Origin of the sequence: Listeria costaricensis, from assembly GCF_900183385.1 — a bacterium.
Classification (GTDB): domain Bacteria; phylum Bacillota; class Bacilli; order Lactobacillales; family Listeriaceae; genus Listeria; species Listeria costaricensis.
Map to the genome: position 1 here is coordinate 48,681 of NZ_FXUT01000010.1, position 19,629 is coordinate 68,309.

Here is a 19,629-nt window from a genome sequence, read left to right on the forward strand (position 1 = left end):
ATCATGCCTCCATTTTCTGATAAATATGCAGAAACTTTTCCGCCAAATCGATCGTCGTATTGGCTGCCATAAAGTGATCCTGCGCATGGATTAGTAAAATTGTTTTCTCCAGCATTTCGCCGTTCATTTCAGTTGTCAGCATATCTGTTTGGATCTTGTGTGCCTGATGAAGCTCTTTTCTGCTAGCTTTTAAATCAGCCGCTGCTTCTTCAAGCTCCCCATTTTCCGCTTTACCGATTGCTTCCATCGCTTTCGATTTCGCATTTCCGGCAATAAAAATTAACTGCATGGCTTGCTCTAGTGTTTGTTCATTCATAACTAAAATTCCTTCCTATAAGTCGAGCATTTTCTTGTTTTTCATCGTATTGGCCATTTTAACAAATGGTAGATAAATCAGGATCGCGACAACTAAATTGACAAGCTGCACGATGGCCCCATTGATCGACCCGGTAAAGAGTAGCCCGGATATCAGTGGCGGAACCGTCCATGGTACGTTATTTGTAATGACATCAATAAACCCGATATTCGTGAAGAATACTGCAATGTAGAAACAAATCGGTTGAACGATGACAAAAGGAATAAACATAATTGGATTTAAAACAATCGGCAAACCAAATGTAATAGGCTCACTGATATTGAAGATTGCTGGCATCAAAGCAATTTTGGCCACTTTCTTTTCTGAGCTGATTTTCGAGAAAATAAGCAACGCTAGAACCGGTGCCAAAGCAAATGTTCCGGCAGCAATGGTTGAGAAGTTCATGAACATTGTGGAATATAAGTGATGAGCAGTTCCCATCATATTTTCCGTATCTGCTACATTCCAGGTTACCCCGAAAATCGGTCCCCAAATCGAGGTTGGATGAATCCCAAACCACTGCAAGAGTGGCCATGTAATTTGTGCAACTAGTGCAAAGGCTGCAGTTCCTGAAATCATCATCGCTGGTTTTTGCATGGCTTGAAGGAATAGTTCCGGTAATGTTACGCCGAAAACGCCTACACTGATCCCCGTTAGAACAACGAAGAAGCCGAGAACAAGCAAACCAGGAATAAGTGATTCAAAGCTTCTTGCCACTGCCGGTGGTACAGATTCCGGCATTTTGATAACGATATTTCTTTCTAACAGTTTATTATAGAGCCACACTGCCACCCCGCTGATGATCAGTGCGGAAAACACACCTTGTGTTCCTAAGAAATTTGAATTCAGCATACCACTGATTTCAACACTTTTATCATTTAATGCATAATCGTAGTTCCAAGGCACGCAGACAAAGAATGCTGCGAGTGCATAAAGAACAGATGTCATATGCTCCTTGTTTTTTGGAAAATATTTTTTAGAGAATGTATAACTGAAAACAACCACAATTAATAATGACATAACGGACAAAGCGCCCTGTGAAAAGAGATTGATCATTGATTGCAGATAACGAAGCGTATCCGCAAATCCAGATGCATCCCAAGCTGACCAGCTACCACTGATTAGTTTACCAAGATGCAGCCCCTGCTCACCAAATATCAACCCGTTCGGATCTAAGAAAACCGAACTGATCATAATCGCAAATCCGGCAATCATTGTCACAGCTGAGACAAGAATAAAGGAATCACGTAAAGTTAGGAGCAGCTTGTTTCCGGCAATTTTTCCGACAATCCGCGTAAATTTCGCTTGAAAGCGTGAAAATTTGCTGTTTTCCATCAATCATGCACCCCTTCTTTTTTCAAGCGTTCAATAACAGCAACTCCGTCCATCGCACCAAATTCCTGCATTGTCAAACAAACAATCTTTTTCCCTGGATATTGTTCTTCTACCTGTTCTTTTGCCCAGCTGATTTGCGGCGCAATAATAATAACGTCAACTTCCCCGCCGATTTCATCAATCATCGCAAAGTCATATGCTTCTACCGAAATATCTGACCGGCCCTGTTCTTCATAAACTCGTTTCATTTTTGAACCAACTAAACTAGTGGACATACCACCGCTGCAAAATAAAGCTATTTTTAACATTTGTATATCTCCTTTTCGTTGTAATAGAAAACGCTTTCCAGAAATAAGTTTAAAACGTTTTCCGGAATAAGTCAATACTTTTTAAAAATTAATTATAACAACTTTTTTAAAATCAAAGAAAAACCGCCAGTAAATGGCGGTTTTAAACAACAACAATATTTTGCAACTCATATTCTTCTGATTTGAGCCGAATCAGTGAATACTCAAATGGACGTCCATCATTCAGATAAACCGTCTGCTCAATTTCAAGCACGGGATGCTTTTCGTCAACATTCAGCAGTTTTCCGACTTTCTTTCCTGCATAAACCGCACGAATTAGTCGGTGGGTACTTTGCGGAATCAAGCCAAGTTCATTCTCCATATACGTATAAAGTGATTGACCAAGTACGTCAATCCGCATACCTTGAACCGTTTGAATCGGCATATAGCTTTGCTCAACAGCCACTGCTACGCCTGCTTTTTTCCGAACCCGCCGGATATCATAAACAAAATCAAATGAAGAAATTTTCAACTTTTCTGTGACGACTTCTGGCGAGGTGATCACCGCGAAATCAATAATCTCAGTTGTTATATCATTTCCTTCTACCACTTCCAGGCTTCTCTTTTGCCCGGCGGTTTGATTTTCTGTAATATCCTTCACAAAACTGCCAGAACCGCGGCGCTTATAAATCAGCCCCTCGTTTACCAGAATGTCCATTGCTTTACGAATCGTGATGCGACTCGCATTATATGCCTTACAGAGTGCTGCTTCTTGCGGCAGCTGCTCATTCACTTCGTAGGCTCTTTCCAAAATTTTTCGTCGCAAATCATTTGCGATCAGTTCATATTTAGGCGCTGCTTCAGCCATTTTATCCATCCTCTTTTATTTGTTATAACATTTTACATTATAACACGTCTAAAAGAATTCTAAAAGAGATGTTATGACTGCTGGCTTTCAAAATGGACGGCTGCTCCGATTAAATTCGCACTGTTACGGTAGGTGCATGGCATAACAACTGGCATAAAGTACTGCCATTCTTTTTCTGCAACAAATTGCTCAACAGCTTGCTTGATCTCTTCCATGAAAGCAGGACGCCCTGAAATACCTCCGCCAAGCACGATGCAATCCGGATCAAAGGCCACTTGCAGATTAAAAATACCTGTTGCAAGATAACGATAAAACTGTGCTACTTCTTCTTTTGCAGCTGCTTCCCCTTGATCCGCACGCCGGAAAATCTCTTCCCCGTTTAGCCCTGTTTCTCCTGTTCGCTGCTCGTAACGTTCAACAAGTCGAACCACTGTCCCTACTTCGCTAAATGTTTGCGCACCGTCAATAAACATCATGCCATACTCACCAGCATAGCCATGATGCCCCGTATAAATCTGTCCATTTTGAACAAAGACACCGCCAACTCCTGTGCCTAAAATCAAAAAGAGCACATTTTCTTTTCCTTTTGCTGCTCCAAGAACTGCTTCTGCCATTCCTGCTGCATTGGCATCATTAATCATATGCACGGGTAAACCAAACAGTTCTTGCAAAGCCGCCTTGATTTCAAAGTGATGGATATACGGAATCGCACTAATCCCATTAATGACACCCGCTAAATCATCCACAACACCCGGTGCACTGATTGCTACCCCTTTAAACGAATACGTTTTAGCAAGTTCTTCTTGTTTTTCTTTTAATTGCTGCATCATTTCTTCCCATGTCTTCGGTGTTGGAAAAGAGAAAGGTTCGATCATCTCATTTTTTTGAAAAACGCCACCCTTCACACTTGTTCCGCCCCAGTCAAAAACTAATAAGCCCATATTTTTAGCTCCTCATGTTTATACTTTTGAAACCTATAAACTATATATGCCACAAAATGAGAACGCTGTCAACTTACATCCTAAAAAAACTGGCAGCCAAGTATACGTATCACTTAACCGCCAGCCAAGCTATTTCCTTATTTCGTCCACTTCAGCCAGCCGTAAGAATCTACAATCTGCAAAAAGCGAACGAGCCGTGCTAAACTCATGCCGTCCTCATTGCCAAACTGTCCATTAAAAAGCTGTTCAAGTTCAAAGACATTTCGCTTTCCATCAACTTTTTGTAAAATAAATGACCCTTCCTGATCGAGCGCAATCTTTCGTTCTGAGGGCTGCTTCAACCATTTAATCGCCAGACGCTCGAGAGGGTTTTTACGCGGTACAATTAAGAAAAGTTGCCCCTCTTCCAAACGCAAAAAAAGGGCGTCCTTTAAACAAGGGATTTGTTCAAGTAAATTTTCTTTTTTACGTGCCAAAATAATCCCTCCAAATTAGTGGCGTTTTTTACGTGGAACTGTTGACAAGTACAGTAGCCCGCATACAAGAATGAAGACTAGGAACGGCAGCCATTGATTTTGAATCCATACATCAGTTGGAATAATGGCCGGGTTGATGGAAATAAGAAAAGCAATCACAACGCCCAGCAAAGATTCACCTGCAATCAGTCCGGAAGCAAAGAGTGTCCCTCGCTCGATCCGTTCAGCAGAAGCCGCCTCTTTTTCTTTCTTATGCTTGATGACAGCATTGACGATCATGCGCACAAACCCACCAAACATAACAGTTGCACTGATATTAAGCGGCAAATAAAGACCTACCGCAAAAACAAGCGAATTCATCCCCATAAATTCCACTACAATCGCAATGGAAACGCCGATAAAAATGAGCGTCCACGGCAAGTTGCCATTCAAGATTCCTTCTGCCAAAATTTTCATCAGCATGGCTTTAGGTGCTGGAAGTTCCGCAGATCCCATCCCATAAGCATTGTCAAGCAGCGTCAAAATGTAGCCCATCACTAGTCCGCTTGCTAAAACGCCGATCATCATTGCTACCTGCTGCTTCCACGGCGTCCCGCCAACAAGATAACCTGTTTTTAAATCCTGAGAAATATCCCCTGCCACTGCAAGTGCTGAGCAGACAATTGCCGCAACAGTCAGCGTCAAGATAATCCCCTGGTCTCCGTGATAGCCAAACGCCTTATAGACAATCGCCACAATTAAAAGCGTCGCAATCGTCATTCCGGAAACTGGCGAAGAGGAGCTTCCGACGATCCCAACGATCCGCGAAGCCACCGTCACAAAAAGGAAGCCAAAAATGCCAATCGCCAGTGCACCAATGATCCCCACATTCGTAAACGGATCAAAGGCAATGATCAAAAGAATCGCCAGAATGCCTATAATCACCCACTTCATCGGAATATCCCGATCCGTCCGTTCCAGCTCTACAACAGCCATCCCTTTCGACCGATTCATGCTGACAAATGTACTTTTTAATGTTTGAAAAATGGCCGGCAGTGTTTTAACCAGCGTAATCAATCCGCCAGCAGCCACGGCACCTGCACCTATGTATCGAATATAATTGTCCCAAATACCAGCAGCATCTAAGCTTTTAAGTGCCTCCGTCGCCGGAAATATGACCTGCGCACTTTCCCCGCCAAAAAAGGCAATCGCCGGAACCAGCACTAAGGAGGCCATTAAGCCACCCGCCACCATCTGTCCAGCAATCCGCGGTCCAATAATAAAACCGACGCCGAGAAGTGCCGGATAAATCTGCGTGCCAATAAAGGCGTTCTGAAACTTGTAAATACCAACAGATATCTCACTTTTGAAAAGTTTAAAGCCGTCTGTCAACACCTTCACAGTTCCGCCAGCCAGAAACCCCAGTGCTACAAGTTTCGCTTGCGATCCACCCGTTTCCCCTGTTTTTAAAACTTCTGCACAAGCGGTTCCTTCTGGATACGGCAACGTTTCATGCTCGTTGACAATCAGCATTCGTCTAAGCGGTACCATCATGAAGACGCCAAGAAATCCTCCTGTTAGTACGATAAAGATCAGCATAATCTGCTTGATGTCTACACCCATCAGGAAAAGTGCTGGAATGGTAAAAACTGCCCCTGCTCCAAGCGCCTCCCCTGCCGTTGTCATCGTTTGAACGATATTGTTTTCCAAAATAGAATCCCGTTTAAAAATCCCTCGTAAAATCCCCATTGAAATGACTGCTGCCGGAATGGAAGCCGACACTGTCAAGCCAACCTTTAAGCCTAGATAGGCATTGGCAGCACCAAACAGAATGGCTAAAATAATTCCGAGAATAATCGACGTTGCGGTAAGTTCTGGCAGCGACTTAGAAGCTGGAATATACGGGACGAACGTTTTCTTTCCTCCAGGTTCGCTCATCATTCTAACTACTCCTTTATTTTTTCTACACTTTATTCGTTTAAAGTGACGTTACTATCGTACACCTTTCGTAGGAGCATTACAAACCATTTTGAGAAAAAAAGCACATTTTACTATAAAAAACGCCAAAATAAAAAGTCCGTTTTCAAACAAAAAAGGACTTTTTACATAGTTCTGTTTTTATTGTATGATCATTGTGTGAATTTTTTATAATAATCCAACATGTTGAAGACCCTTTAGAATCCCCTCTTCATCGACAGATTCGGTGATATAGTCCGCTACTTTTTTCAGCTCAGGGCGGCCATTTCCCATAGCGATTCCCGTCCCCACTTCTTGTAACATTTGAATATCATTTAATCCATCACCAAAAGCATAGGTATCCTCCATCTTAAAGCCAAGTTGCTTGATGAGCTCACGAATTCCCCGTGCTTTGCTGCCGTTTGCCGGGCACACATCCACAGAAACGTCATGCCAGCGCATAAAGCTGTATTCTGGAAAAGCTTCCGCATAAAATGAATCGAAGTCTTCCGTGCAAAACAATAGACACTGATAGATTTCACGCCCACGATAAAAATGAGCGTCTACACGCGGATAACCACGTTTTAGTGAGTTCATTCCTTCCAAGACGCCCGGGTGATCAGGCAAATTGACGCGCATTTCTTCCGCTGCTGAAAAAACAAGCGGATGGTCATTTTTCATGGTTGTTGTGATTAGCCGATCCAGTGCCTCCTGCGATAGCGGATTTTCATAAATCACTTTTCCTTCAAACACCACATATTGCCCGTTATAGCAGATGAAAGAATCAATTTGAAGCTTTTCAGCAATTTCGTGTAGCATAAACGGCGCGCGCCCACTGGCAATGGCCACAAAGATTCCTTTTGCTTGAAGCGCTTTGACCGCTTCCACTGTTGAAAGTGGAATTTCCTTCTCTTCATTTACTAAAGTCCCATCAATATCAAAGAACACGATTTTACTCACGCAAACACATCCTCATTTAGATTCAATTGCTAGTATACCAAACTTTTCCCTTTTTGACGACGGGGCAAAAAGAGCTAAAATAGTAGAAATTCAGGCAAATAAGAGTAATTCTCTTAGCATTTTAGGATTTTTGTGGTATATTAGATAGCAAGGATATAGTTCGGACGAAACTGGAACACAATGAGGAACGTGAAAAAAGCGGTTCGAATTCGGTCAACTTACTGGTTATTTGTGAAAATAAGCTGCTAAGTTGTTACTGCATTGGACTTTTATAAAGGGGATTAGACAGCTGAAAAAGGTCATTCACTGTCATGCTTTCTTTTTGTCTTTTTTTCACTCATACCCGTGTGACTTAGGTAGAAAGAAAATAGAACGGCTGCATTTGTTCTATATATCCGTTATCTTGAATCAAACAGAGTGATCTCTGTATGTTTATATCAAAGGAGAGAAAAAAATGATTTTTAAAGTATTTTATCAAGAAACACTGACAGAAACCCCTGTACGGGAAAAAACACAGTCGCTTTATATCGAAGCAAAAGATGAAGTAGAAGTACGCCAACTACTAAAAGAAGAAGCTTTTCATATTGAATATGTGGAGCTGTTAAGCGACAAACATTTGGAATATGAAAAGGCACAACCTGACTTTTCACTGTGGGAGAAGTAATTCTTTATGAAATTTGTAAAAAATAATGAAACGGCTGTTTTCGCTTTGGGTGGCCTTGGCGAAATTGGCAAAAACACTTATGCTGTGCAATTTCAAGATGAGATCATTTTGATTGATGCCGGAATTAAATTCCCGGAAGATGAACTTTTGGGAATCGATTATGTCATTCCGGATTATAGTTATCTTGTAAAAAACAAGGACAAAATCAAAGGTCTATTTATCACGCACGGCCACGAAGACCATATCGGTGGCGTACCCTATCTGCTTCGTGAAATCAATATCCCGATCTATGCCGGCAAACTAGCCAGCGCACTGATCCGCAATAAACTTGAGGAACACGGCCTGCTCCGTCATGCCAAAATCTATGAATATGAAGAAGAGGATGTCTTTAAGTTCCGTAAAACAAGCGTCTCATTCTTCCGCACGACACACAGTATTCCAGATACGTACGGAATTGTTGTCAAAACACCGTCTGGAAATATCGTGCATACAGGTGACTTCAAATTCGACTTTACCCCTGTGGGCGAGCCAGCCAACCTGACCAAAATGGCTGAAATCGGCAAAGAAGGCGTGCTCTGCCTTTTATCCGACAGTACGAATGCCGAGGTACCGAACTTCACAATGAGTGAGCGTGTCGTCGGTGAAAGCATCAAAAATATTTTTCGCGATGTTGATGGCCGAATTATTTTTGCTACATTTGCTTCTAATATCTATCGTCTACAACAAGTCATCGAATCCTCCATTGAAACCGGCCGTAAAGTGGCTGTCTTTGGACGCAGCATGGAATCAGCTATGCAAATTGGTCGCGAACTAGGCTATATCAAAGCGCCAAAAGACCTCTTTATCGAAGCGAACCAGCTAAATCGCCTGCCTGCCAATGAAGTAACGATTCTTTGTACCGGTAGCCAAGGTGAGCCAATGGCCGCTCTTTCACGGATTGCAAACGGCACGCACCGCCAGATTCAAATCCAACCGGGCGACACGGTGGTATTTTCGTCCTCACCAATTCCAGGAAATACGATTAGTGTGAACCGGACGATTAATCTGCTCTATCAAGCTGGCGCCGAAGTCATCCACGGAAAAGTCAACAATATTCATACATCCGGCCATGGCGGTCAACAAGAACAGCGCTTAATGCTCCGCCTGATGAAGCCTAAATTCTTTATGCCGATTCACGGTGAATACCGTATGCAGCGGATTCACGCGGAAAGTGCAGAAGAATGTGGTGTGCCAATGGAAAACAGCTTTATTTGTGGCAACGGGGATGTCTTAGCACTAACCGCAGATGCTGCACATATTGCTGGCAAAATCCCTGCTAACAGTGTTTATATTGACGGCAGCGGCATTGGTGACATCGGCAATATCGTATTGCGTGATCGCCGCATCCTTTCCGAAGAAGGTCTCGTGATTGTTGTCGTATCGATCGACCTGAAAAACTGCAAAGTCATGGCAGGTCCAGATATTATTTCTCGCGGATTTATTTATATGCGTGAATCTGGAAATCTGATCAGTGAAGCGCAGTCCCTTCTTCATAAGCATCTAAACAAAGTGATGGCTCGCAAAACCTCGCAATGGTCTGAAATTAAAAATGAAATTACAGACACCTTGCAGCCGTTTTTATATGAAAAAACAAAACGCCGGCCAATGATTTTACCGATTATTATGGAAGTCTAGTCAAAAGACCCGTTAGCAATTGCCAGCGGGTCTTTTTCCTCATGAAATTCTTAGTTGCTTTCCGTTTTTTAGCGTGGTAAAGTAGGTAGGTACATGAGAATCCAAATAGGAAAGATGGGTAAGTGATCTATGGAAACAACACGCTCTACCAAACATAGGAAAAGAAAAAAACACCCTTTAAAGACCTTTTTCAAAGTTTTCGGTGTGATTTTACTTGGAATCGGCTTTGCATTCGGCGGCCTGGTCATTAAATATTATTTAAATTTAGAATCTACCATGGACAAAATTAATACCCCTTTAAAAAATGATACGTCCGTGAAAGCAGATGAAGAAAAGCTAAATGATAAAAAACCCTTCTCTATTCTGCTGATTGGGACGGATGCTCGTGAGGATGAAGAAAACGGTCGTTCTGACACACTCATACTCGTTACAGTCAATAAGCAAAAAGATACCGTGGAAATGCTGAGTATTCCGCGTGATACAGAAGTGACCTACTCAGATGGCGATATTGGAAAAATCAATGCCAGCTACTCTTATGATGGCGCTCAGGGCTCTGTTGATGCTGTCGAAAACTTAATGGATGGCATTCCTATCGATTATTTTGTTTCCATTAATATGAACGGCTTTAAAGATTTGGTCGATGCTGTTGGCGGGATCACCGTCACCAATGATGTCGATCTAACTGAAGTCAATCCAAAATTCAAAAAAGGCGAAATCGAATTAAACGGTACTGAAGCCTTGCAATATGTCCGTATCCGGCATGAAGATCCGCGGGGCGACTTTGGTCGTCAGGATCGCCAAAAAGACGTTATCGTGGGAATCTGCGATAAAGTAGCCAAATCCACTGCCGGCATTACTAATTTTTCTAAGATCATGGATGCCGTTGGTGACAATGTTCAGACGAATCTTTCACTCGACGATATCACAGTCATCGCCAAAAATTATGCCAGCGTTCTTGACGGTACTATTAATGACCTAGAGCTGGAAGGTGACGATCAAATGATCTACAGCGCGGCTTATGGGTTCGATCTATACTACTTTGTCCCTCATCAAGACTCCATTGATAAAAATGTCCAGATCATGGAGGAACAACTAGGTATTTCCAGTAATTCCAGTACCAACAGTGATTCTGGCACAGACGATAGCACCACCTCAACCGAATAAACAAAGAAAACCAGTGAGCGCGCTACAGAATCGCGTTCACTGGTTTTTCTTTTTAAAGCGCACTATTTTCCGTAATCGCTGCTTTGATTTTTCCTTCCAACATGTGGTATTTCTCCGTATGATAGTCAAACAACTCTTGATACGCCTGAATATCCTTTCGCTCGTGCAAATGTTCCAGAATATCCAGATGCTGCAGTAAATGCTCTAAATCATAGATCAGATCAAACATCGGATCCGCTGCCGCTGAACCTGGCAAAAAGCTTTCATCATTTAGAATATTTTCCCGCTTTGTCTGAAGTGCCAAAAGCTCTCGCCAAATGGCCTGTAGTTCCTTAGAAATCGCTTCATCCATATACAGTTGATAGGCACCGTCAATCCGCTCTAACAAGTGATGTGCATCATGATAAAATAGATGCTCCACTTCTTCTTTGCGTGGTTTTGGAAAGATAAAGTAAACGAGAAAACCAATCGCAAGGCCGATAAATGTATCCAATAATCGATCCTTCATAAAAACAAATGGCTCCCCATCCCCTTTTCCAACTAACACCATGACCGTAATGACGACAATCACCATCGTGAATTTCTTCGTAAATAGGTAGCTGATCAAAACGGCCAGTGCTGCACCAATCGGAATCATCACGTAATGATGCTCTGGAAAGGCTAAGTAGAGAAATGCCGCCAAAAGGCAACCGATAATAGTTCCCGCCACCCGTTCAACCCCCGAATGATAGCTAGATCCTTTGGTCATTTGTGCCGTTACATAGATGGCATTAAACACATAGACCGGGTAAACGATATAGGTCCCCATTACCGGGAATAGGAGGACAGCCAACGTCAAACTGATCATCACTTTTAAGACGCGGGGATCAAGTGCAAGATGTTTTTTCCACTTACTTTGCGACATGCTCTGCACCCCCTTGTTTTGACATATCCTTTATCGAATGCTGGATTTGCGCCAAAAGGACAGCAAAACGTTCCGCATGAAAGGACAGGACTGGATCGATCTCCGTTTGCCCTTCTTTTGGCGGATGAATTCGGATCAGCTCCAGACTTTCCAAAGCAGTGTCTGACAGCTTGGCCCGACCAATCTCCTCCATTGTCTGAATGTGAAAGTAACAGGCAAGTAGCTTCTTTTCCATCTCCTGATAACTTTTTGCGCGGTTCTCATTTGCGTGCTTCGTTCCTTGATACTCTTTTAAAAATTGCTGTGTCTGTGCAAACAGACGATACAATTGGGCTGGCTTTACCTCCTGCTGTTTTTCAAGAAAGGTCTGCACTTCTTGATAATAGATGCCCGCCGTCTGCTTAATCATGGTTTCAATCGTTTTTTCAAGCGGCAAATGGATAAAGCGCACGACTAGACGCACGATAAGAAAGAAAAATAGAATATCAACAATCATCAGCGCAACAACCGTGAGCATGGAAACCGGCAGATCATCCGTGCCTAAAAAGTAAATAGCTGTCCCCATCGCCATCGTAATCACCATATACTTTTGCGGCATGATAAAATTAATCGCCAGTAACACGATCATCATGACCACATAATAGGTATAGACATTGGCAGGCAGATAGATTGATGCTACCCCTACCACAACACAGGCCAAAATAAATGCAAAGCCAATTTTCGGTAGTACTTTTTTTGTAATACCAAACGTCGGCTGAAGAGCTAATATCCCGACAAGCACGGCAATCGGAAGGAATGGTTTGAGTGCTGGAAATAGCACAACATGAAACACGACACACAAGGCTGCATAAACAAAGACTTGTAAAATTTGAATCACCGCACGAAGCCCGATTCTTCCCAGTAAATATTTTTTCATAATGCCTCCTTTTTGACATTTTGAGAAAGAGAATGCCCATATAGCAGCATTCTCTTTTGCGAACAACTATTGAATTTTTTCTTGAAGGCGCTCAATATCATCATCTGAGCCGATCACAATTAAAATATCCCCATCGTAAAGTGTATCATTTGCTTCTGGCGTAATAATCATCTGTTTATCACGCTTAATTCCAACAATATTCACGCCATATGTATTACGAAAATCTAGTTCCAGCAAACTTTTGCCTAGGAACCGACGATCTGAAACCGAAATTTCGACCAAACTGTATTCATCCGAAAGCTCCAGATAGTCGAGCATGTTTTTAGAAACGATATAGTGAGCAATCCGTCTTCCCATATCACGTTCTGGATGCACGACACGGTCAGCGCCAATTTTTTCCAAAAGTTTGGCATGTTTGTCATTGGTGGCTTTGGCCGTCACATACTTCACACCCATCTCTTTTAAGATCAGCGTGGTCAAAATACTCGACTGAATGTCCTCACCGATGGCCACGATAACATGCTCAAAATTCCGCACGCCAAGCTGCCGAAGCGCATTTTCATCCGTCGAATTCGCAATAACGGCATGCGTCGCGATCGACATATATTCATTGACCCGTTCCTCACTTGAGTCAATTGCCAGCACTTCCATGCCCTGCTCGACAAGCGAACGGCAAATACTGCCGCCAAAACGGCCGAGTCCTATAACAGCAAATCCTTCTTTCATGCTCTTAACACCTTCCTACTTTTTCTTTACCAAATCATGTTTGAACGCATAAATCGCTGCCTGCGTGCGGTCCTGCACATCCAGCTTCGATAGAATATTACTGACATGCGTTTTGACTGTTTTCAGTGTGATAAAGAGCTCATCGGCAATTTCCTGATTTGATTTTCCTTCTGCAATCAAGAGAAGTATTTCATTTTCCCGATTGGTTAAATCATCATGCAGATTTTTTTCCGGCTTTGCTGTCAGCCGCTGCATCATTTTACCGGTGACTTCCGGCTCTAAAACCGTATCTCCGCCAAAAGTTGCACGAATCGCGTCGGCAATTTCGCCAGCTGTCGAGGTCTTCAACATATAGCTACTTGCTCCTGCTTCAAGTGCCGGATATACCTTCTCATCATCGATAAAACTCGTGACAATGATAATTTTTGCTTCCGGCCAATTGGCCATGATCTCCTTGGTCGATTCAATACCGTCCATCTCGTCCATCACCAAGTCCATCAGGATAATATCAGGTCGAAGTTCTAAGGCCATTTCAGCACCTTGCCTGCCATTTTCCGCCTCTCCGACTACTTCCATATCATCTTGAACGGAAAGGTAAGCAGACACCCCGATACGCACCATTTCATGATCGTCAACTAAGAGTACTTTAATCATTTACTGCCACTTCCTTCTCTTCTCCTACCAGCGGGATTTTGATTTCAACACTCGTCCCTTTTTTGGGAAAACTGATTATTTTGATCGTGCCGCCAAATTCAGCCACACGTTCACGCATATTCTGCAAACCGTAAGAACCTTGACCAACATTATTCATATCAAAGCCAATCCCGTCATCCACAACTTTAAGAACGGCCACCTGATCAATATTGACGAAGCGGACCTCGAGCAGCTGAGCCTTTGAATGCCGCAGCGTATTGGATAACAATTCCTGGACGATACGGAACAAGTGATCTTCAATCCCTTTTTTTAAATAAATATCTTCAATCTGCCATTCCACTTTGATCGGCAGCTTGGTTGTCAGTTCCTTCAGCAGCTGTTCGATCCCTTTTTTCAGCGATTTACCTTCCAGCTGTGTGGGGCGTAAATGAAGTAGAAGCGCCCGCATCTCAGACTGCGACTCATTCACGATTGATTCGACCATCTTGAGCTGCTTTTCGAGTACCGGTGAACCGATCTTCGCCGCCTGTTCATTCAGTGCGGAAAGAAGCATCATGGCGGCAAAAAGCTGCTGGCTGACCGAATCATGCAGCTCCCGAGCAATCCGGTGCCGCTCTTCTGAGAGGATCGCTTCTTTTGTTTCACCGCTCGTTTCGGCTTTTTCACTCGCAATTTTCTGAGTGAGCAGCGTTTGTGATTTCATTTTATCACGTAACTGATCGATTTGCTTGTAAACTTGTTGCACTTCCGTGAAATTTTCCTCTTCCTCAGATTTGATTTTCTTATCCAAATCTCCCTGTTCAAGCAACCGAATCGCAAAATCAATCGATTCAAATTTCTGCTTGATCAGATAACCGGAAGCCGCTCCGATAATAATTCCAGCTGAAATAGCCGTTAGCGGGACAAATAAAATCACCGGCAAATAAAAAATTTTCTGTTCAAAAAAGAGCTCATAAAATGTTCCGTTATTGATGAAATAGTAAATGGCTGTTCCGATGATCGACGCCCCAAGAAGCAGCGCAGAACAGAGCAGCATCTGCACCTTCGTATAGGTCATAAGCGAATCACCTCTAAATCACCGAATACAACGGAGGTCATGATCTTCACTTTTCGTGCAGACGTCTCGTAATTATCCGAATAAACTTTTACCGTATTATTTTGAACAGACGTACTGATCTTGTCGTATTGAAGGTTTCCAAAGATTGCCGAATGCTCGAGACAAATCCCTAAATCAAATGGCACAAGCAGTCGAATTTTCCCCGAAACACTGCGGATCATAATCACACTCTCACCCGTCGGCAAAACCGTATTCCCTAAGTCAATAATCGTATCGCCAATTCCAGTTTGAACATTGATGTCATCCCATTCGTAGACAACATCCAGCACGCGCTGATTGCCAAACCATTGATTGCGAATAAAATGATTGGCCTTATCCGTTTTCGTTCCAGGTTCTTTTGTCTCAACCATTAGCAGCTGAGGTGCCCGCTTTCGATTGACATAGTGAATGATGGCAAAAATCCCTGCAACCACTAGTCCAAGTTTAAATGTCGTTGTCAGAAGGACGGACAGGAGCAGAAAGACCACTGCCACAAACAAGCGGTTTTTCGCACTTTTTTTCGGTACTCCGGCTTTTCTAGAACTAAAAAGCAGAAAGATCCCGACAGCAAAAAGAACAAGCAGCTGCCATTTAAAGAGCATTTCCAGTCCAACCCCCACGATAACGGCGACGACGAAAATAAAAATCATCGAACTTTCGATTTTTTTCAAGCTGACACACCTCCTTTTATGATGATAACGACACAAATTGTGCCTACTTGGTTTTATTATAAAGAAACTGATACGTGTGAGCCATCCGCCTAAGCATGAAAGCAGTCTAAGTCTTTAGTCTGATTCGCCGTCCTCAGTGAGTTTTGTAATACGGCCTTCCATCTGCGTAATTTTTCGCGCTTTCATCAGATTTCCAAGCGCCCGCTTAAACTGCGCTTTACTAATGCCGAATTTGGCACGAATCGCTTCAGGATCAGACTTATCGCCAAAGCCCATTTCTCCGCCCACACTACGTAGATAGGTCAAAATCATTTCCGCATCATCATCGAGCGCTTCATGAACACGACCACGAAGTGAAAGATTGAGGGATCCGTCTGGTTTCACCGCAATCACGCGCCCTTTGACATATTCACCCAACCGTGGTTCACTTTGCCGTTCCGTTTCATGAATAAAGCCAATGTAATACTGATCCGTTAAAATAAATGAACCAATTTTAAGCAGCTTATAAACCGTTCCTGAAATATTTTGATTGAAAAGGTCTTTATCGGCGCGGCGGGCAATCGAACGGAATTCATGTTCTGTCGCCAACTTGCCCCAAATCCGGTCTTTTTCATCCACAACCAGTGAAATCATCAGTCGATCGCCTTTTTTCGGCCAGAGATGTTTCAGTGCCGGCATATCATCCATGGAAACAACCACATCTTTTTCGATGCCGATGTCCATAAAAACACCCAAATCTTTCCGCACTTCTGTCACCGTTGCAAAGCTGTAACGTCCAACCTGTACTTTTGGAATGGTCGTAGTCGCCGTCACCGTATGATCATAATCTACATACAGAAAAACTTTGGCCTGTTCACCAATTTCCCAGTCCAATCGATTGCTGTTTCCTTTTTTCAAGAGGACTGTTGTTCCGTTCTTTTCTAATAGAAACCCTTCGCCTGTCACTTCTTGGACAGTCATTTCCTGGGTCGTTCCGAGATAATTCGTCAATTTGTTCACCCTTTATATCCTGAATTCAAAGTCTTTGTTTATTATAGCCTATCCCATGAGGTTATGCCATTTGTTTTATCAAAAATGCGCAATAAAAAAAGCAACCCAAACAGGATTGCTCAAATTTCTACCTTCAACTGTTTTATTTTTTTCTGATCGAGCGGTTGGCTAAAATCACCGCTTATACGGGCCCCACCACCAACATGATACCACTCATTTTCTAATTTCTGATGAAGAGAAGCAATGTTATCAGGCGTTACGCCACTGCCAACCAAAATTTTAAAGGATGCTGGATCGGCAGCCGAATCGGCAATCCATCGTTTTAGCCGCGGAATCGAATCCACCGCACTCGCCGTCCCACCAGAAGTGAGAATCTGCGTGATGTCATGTCCATATTCTCGCAAAACAAGGTAGCTTGCTTCAATATCTCGTGCATCCTCAAGCGCACGGTGGAACGTTAAATCCAGATCCCCTTTCGCTCGAATCACTGCCTCTAAAAGCGTTCGATCGATCTCGCCCTCTTCAGTCAACGCACCAAACACAATGCCCTGCACGCCCAGCTCTTTGGCGAGTTCAATATCCAGCAAAATCGCACGCCGATCCGCCTCATTATAGACAAACGAAAAGCTGTGCGGGCGAATCATCATCATGGCTGGAATTTTAGCCTGCTTTAAGATGTCCTTCATAACGCCGTAACTGGGGGTGAGTCCGCCTTCACTTATTGCCTGAACCACTTCCATCCTGTCTGCACCAAAGGCTTCCGCGCATCGTGCATCTTCTCCGCTTTGTACGATTACTTCCAACATGGTCGTTCAACTCCTTCGTGGTTTTTTCTAGCTGCACCACTCATTTGCTGTTCAAATGCCTGTTTTTTACTAGCGTATTTTTGTTATAAAAACAGGTGTTTCGCCCGCCTTTACCTCTAAGTTCGTTTGCCAATCAAATTCAAATTGTCCTTCTGCGCTATTCGTTACCACCATTGGAATGACGGTGCTGCTAGCGTGTTGTGCAATATAAGCCAAGTCAGCTTCAATAATCGTCTGTCCGCGCTTCACTTTATCACCAAGTGCCACTTTTACTTGGAACCCTTCACCTTTTAATGCCACTGTTTCCAAACCAATATGCACTAAAATCTCTTCTCCTAGCTCCGTACGAATACCAAATGCATGCTTTGTTTCTGCAATTTGAATAATTTCTCCATCTGCAGGGGCCACTACACGTCCATCTACTGGTTGAACCGCAATTCCTTCCCCCATCATTTTTTGATTAAAAACCGGATCTGGTACTTCTTCTAGCGAAATCAGCTGGCCTGTTGCATGTGCATAAACCGTTTCATTTTTTTCATGTTTAAAAAGCTTTTTGAACATGGTTTATTCCTCCTCAGTAGCTTTTATCACGTTTATTATAGAATAAATTAATCGAAAAATGAAACGAAAAAAATGGTTCCAACAGACGCGCTGCTAGCAAATCGGTCTATACCACCATTTCCGCCGAAAAAATTTTCATATTTTGAACTATCCGCAAAGCTTTGTTAAAATAAAGAACGAGCATTTCATCACAGCTATGAAATGATGGTTATGTATGAATAGGGAGTGAAAAAAGATGAATCAATTTAATAAATGGCTAGCATCGATTGATTGGGATGCGTTTTGGGGAGGTGCGATCTCACTTGGCATTAGAATCGTGATCCTAGTCCTCTTATATATCGTGCTAAAGTTCATTGGTTCCAAATTAATCCGTGGCTTTTTCAAACGCTATCGTGAAAATCAAGCCGTATCCCCTTCTCGCAGTGACACGCTTGAAAGCTTGATCATGAACCTCTATGGTTACGTGCTGTTTTTCATTTTCGCTATCTTGCTTTTGCAAAATTTCATGGATGTTACAGCGCTCATTGCCAGTGCCGGAGTGGCGAGTCTTGCCATTGCTTTTGGGGCACAAGGTTTAGTCAGTGATGTCGTAACTGGGTTTTTCATTTTGCTAGAACGGCAACTCGACGTTGGTGATTCGATTACGATTGGTTTGATCAACGGGAATGTTGAAGCACTGGGCTTGCGGACAACTCAAGTACGCGACTTTGATGGCACGCTGCATTTCATTCCGAATCGGCAAATCATGATCGTAAGCAATCATTCTCGCGGAAACATGCGTGTGATGGTGGATGTCGAAATCAGCCCGACTGCTGATACTGAAAAAGCGATGCAAGTGATTGGCGACGTTTGCCAAAAAATGGCCGCTGAAAATAAAAATATCGTGGAGCCGCCTGTCGTGCTGGGGGTTCAAAATGCCGCACTTTCTGGCGTGACCATTCGAATTGTCGGAAAAGCGGTCAACGGGGAGCAATTTGGTGTCGAGCGGGATCTTCTGAAAGCCTGCCGGGAAGCACTGGCCGAAAATGATATTCCTTTCCCGCTTCCCTATGTCGCACCCATCCTTCCTGAAAACGCATGAATCCAGCAGACTGGCAACATGAGCATCAGAAAGTGCTTCCGCTGCTGTTTGCGGCAGAAGAGCTCGACCATTGGGCATCCTTTTTTCGGCAGGTTCCTCTTGACATCTTTTTTGCAGCTTTATTTGAAAATTTACAGATCGACACGCGCTATATTTCTGAGGAGGCGGATCAACTCCTGCAAACTTCTGCTATAGTCACGCATCTCGAATCAGCCTGGCAGCAGATTTCTCCTGCGTGTATTTTAGCGAACAGCTCCTTCTTCCCAGTGAAAGAGTTAGAACGGGAATCAGAATGGCTGGCGCGTGCATATCAGCTCCTAGAGCACTATGGGCGAACGCGTGATAAAGAAGTGGCTTTTCAGGATTACACGGCCGTTTGTTTGCTTTCGGCGGATGGACGACTGCTCGAGGTCTGGTTCTATTTGGAATTTGAAGACTGGATGACCGCTGAGAGTGGCGGCCCCGGCATGAAAATTTATTTCCATTATCCGGAAGGTTCACTTTTTGCCTATCGCTATTATTTCTAAAAAAAGAACGGACAGAGACACCCATTCGTCTCTGTCCG

The 19,629-nt window shown here is 43.2% G+C and carries 22 protein-coding genes; 5 read left to right on the top strand and 17 right to left on the bottom strand.

Annotated elements, in window-relative coordinates:
* Position 1: 1 nt before the first annotated feature.
* The 8 genes from CS921_RS09185 to CS921_RS09220 form a co-directional block, all read right to left on the bottom strand.
* Entirely contained in the window at positions 2-316 is a 315-nt protein-coding gene (locus tag CS921_RS09185; RefSeq protein ID WP_099223155.1) for a PTS lactose/cellobiose transporter subunit IIA, read from the bottom strand.
* A 15-nt stretch (positions 317-331) separates the two neighbouring features.
* Positions 332-1,690: a PTS sugar transporter subunit IIC gene (locus CS921_RS09190; RefSeq protein WP_099223157.1), complete on the bottom strand. Its 1,359-nt coding sequence runs from the start codon at positions 1,688-1,690 to the stop codon at positions 332-334.
* The gene (locus tag CS921_RS09195) at positions 1,690-1,998 is read right to left on the bottom strand and encodes a PTS sugar transporter subunit IIB (RefSeq protein ID WP_099223158.1); all 309 of its coding nucleotides are present in this window, start codon (positions 1,996-1,998) and stop codon (positions 1,690-1,692) included. The genes CS921_RS09190 and CS921_RS09195 overlap by 1 nt, the downstream gene beginning before the upstream one ends.
* A 142-nt stretch (positions 1,999-2,140) precedes the next feature.
* Positions 2,141-2,845: a GntR family transcriptional regulator gene (locus CS921_RS09200; protein WP_162921736.1), complete on the bottom strand. Its 705-nt coding sequence runs from the start codon at positions 2,843-2,845 to the stop codon at positions 2,141-2,143.
* 71 nt (positions 2,846-2,916) lie between these two features.
* Positions 2,917-3,786 (bottom strand): ROK family protein, encoded by an 870-nt coding sequence (locus CS921_RS09205; protein WP_099223162.1) that lies wholly within the window; start codon positions 3,784-3,786, stop codon positions 2,917-2,919.
* A 137-nt stretch (positions 3,787-3,923) separates the two neighbouring features.
* On the bottom strand, positions 3,924-4,262 hold the full coding sequence (locus tag CS921_RS09210) for a PqqD family protein (protein WP_099223164.1): 339 nt from the start codon (positions 4,260-4,262) through the stop codon (positions 3,924-3,926).
* A 15-nt stretch (positions 4,263-4,277) separates the two neighbouring features.
* A complete protein-coding gene (locus CS921_RS09215) occupies positions 4,278-6,179 on the bottom strand; it encodes an OPT family oligopeptide transporter (RefSeq protein ID WP_099223649.1) in 1,902 nt (633 codons plus the stop codon).
* 207 nt (positions 6,180-6,386) lie between these two features.
* Positions 6,387-7,157, bottom strand: a complete 771-nt coding sequence (locus CS921_RS09220) for a Cof-type HAD-IIB family hydrolase (protein WP_099223166.1) — start codon at positions 7,155-7,157, stop codon at positions 6,387-6,389.
* A 454-nt stretch (positions 7,158-7,611) separates the two neighbouring features.
* Here CS921_RS09220 and CS921_RS09225 point away from each other — a divergent pair, with 454 nt between their 5' ends.
* The 3 genes from CS921_RS09225 (at position 7,612) to CS921_RS09235 (ending at position 10,659) form a co-directional block, all read left to right on the top strand.
* Positions 7,612-7,821: a DNA-dependent RNA polymerase subunit epsilon gene (locus CS921_RS09225; RefSeq protein ID WP_099223168.1), complete on the top strand. Its 210-nt coding sequence runs from the start codon at positions 7,612-7,614 to the stop codon at positions 7,819-7,821.
* Between the two features lie 6 nt (positions 7,822-7,827).
* Complete coding sequence (gene rnjA / locus CS921_RS09230) at positions 7,828-9,495, top strand: ribonuclease J1 (RefSeq protein ID WP_099223170.1); 1,668 nt, start codon at positions 7,828-7,830, stop codon at positions 9,493-9,495.
* Positions 9,496-9,624: 129 nt separating this feature from the next.
* Positions 9,625-10,659, top strand: coding sequence for an LCP family glycopolymer transferase (locus CS921_RS09235; protein WP_099223172.1), 1,035 nt, complete (start codon positions 9,625-9,627; stop codon positions 10,657-10,659).
* A 52-nt stretch (positions 10,660-10,711) separates the two neighbouring features.
* Here the strand turns inward: CS921_RS09235 and CS921_RS09240 are convergent, their stop codons facing one another.
* The 9 genes from CS921_RS09240 to CS921_RS09280 all read right to left on the bottom strand — a co-directional run bounded on the left by CS921_RS09240 (position 10,712) and on the right by CS921_RS09280 (position 17,983).
* Positions 10,712-11,563, bottom strand: coding sequence for an FUSC family protein (locus CS921_RS09240; protein WP_099223174.1), 852 nt, complete (start codon positions 11,561-11,563; stop codon positions 10,712-10,714).
* Entirely contained in the window at positions 11,550-12,479 is a 930-nt protein-coding gene (locus tag CS921_RS09245; protein ID WP_099223176.1) for a hypothetical protein, read from the bottom strand. Before CS921_RS09245 ends, CS921_RS09240 begins: the two co-directional genes overlap by 14 nt.
* Before the next feature lie 66 nt (positions 12,480-12,545).
* A complete protein-coding gene (locus tag CS921_RS09250; protein ID WP_099223178.1) occupies positions 12,546-13,205 on the bottom strand; it encodes a potassium channel family protein in 660 nt (219 codons plus the stop codon).
* Between the two features lie 15 nt (positions 13,206-13,220).
* Complete coding sequence (locus tag CS921_RS09255; RefSeq protein WP_099223180.1) at positions 13,221-13,859, bottom strand: response regulator; 639 nt, start codon at positions 13,857-13,859, stop codon at positions 13,221-13,223.
* Positions 13,852-14,916: a sensor histidine kinase gene (locus tag CS921_RS09260; RefSeq protein WP_099223182.1), complete on the bottom strand. Its 1,065-nt coding sequence runs from the start codon at positions 14,914-14,916 to the stop codon at positions 13,852-13,854. Before CS921_RS09260 ends, CS921_RS09255 begins: the two co-directional genes overlap by 8 nt.
* Positions 14,913-15,626: a cell wall-active antibiotics response protein LiaF gene (gene liaF, locus CS921_RS09265; RefSeq protein ID WP_099223185.1), complete on the bottom strand. Its 714-nt coding sequence runs from the start codon at positions 15,624-15,626 to the stop codon at positions 14,913-14,915. Before liaF ends, CS921_RS09260 begins: the two co-directional genes overlap by 4 nt.
* Before the next feature lie 114 nt (positions 15,627-15,740).
* Positions 15,741-16,616, bottom strand: a complete 876-nt coding sequence (locus CS921_RS09270; RefSeq protein ID WP_099223651.1) for a CvfB family protein — start codon at positions 16,614-16,616, stop codon at positions 15,741-15,743.
* A 119-nt stretch (positions 16,617-16,735) separates the two neighbouring features.
* Positions 16,736-17,422 (bottom strand): copper homeostasis protein CutC, encoded by a 687-nt coding sequence (locus CS921_RS09275; RefSeq protein WP_099223187.1) that lies wholly within the window; start codon positions 17,420-17,422, stop codon positions 16,736-16,738.
* Positions 17,423-17,491: 69 nt separating this feature from the next.
* On the bottom strand, positions 17,492-17,983 hold the full coding sequence (locus tag CS921_RS09280; RefSeq protein WP_099223189.1) for a PTS sugar transporter subunit IIA: 492 nt from the start codon (positions 17,981-17,983) through the stop codon (positions 17,492-17,494).
* A gap of 235 nt (positions 17,984-18,218) precedes the next feature.
* Here CS921_RS09280 and CS921_RS09285 point away from each other — a divergent pair, with 235 nt between their 5' ends.
* On the top strand, positions 18,219-19,064 hold the full coding sequence (locus tag CS921_RS09285; RefSeq protein WP_099223191.1) for a mechanosensitive ion channel family protein: 846 nt from the start codon (positions 18,219-18,221) through the stop codon (positions 19,062-19,064).
* Positions 19,065-19,096: 32 nt separating this feature from the next.
* Entirely contained in the window at positions 19,097-19,591 is a 495-nt protein-coding gene (locus tag CS921_RS09290) for a hypothetical protein (protein WP_162921737.1), read from the top strand.
* The last annotated feature ends 38 nt before the right edge of the window (positions 19,592-19,629 follow it).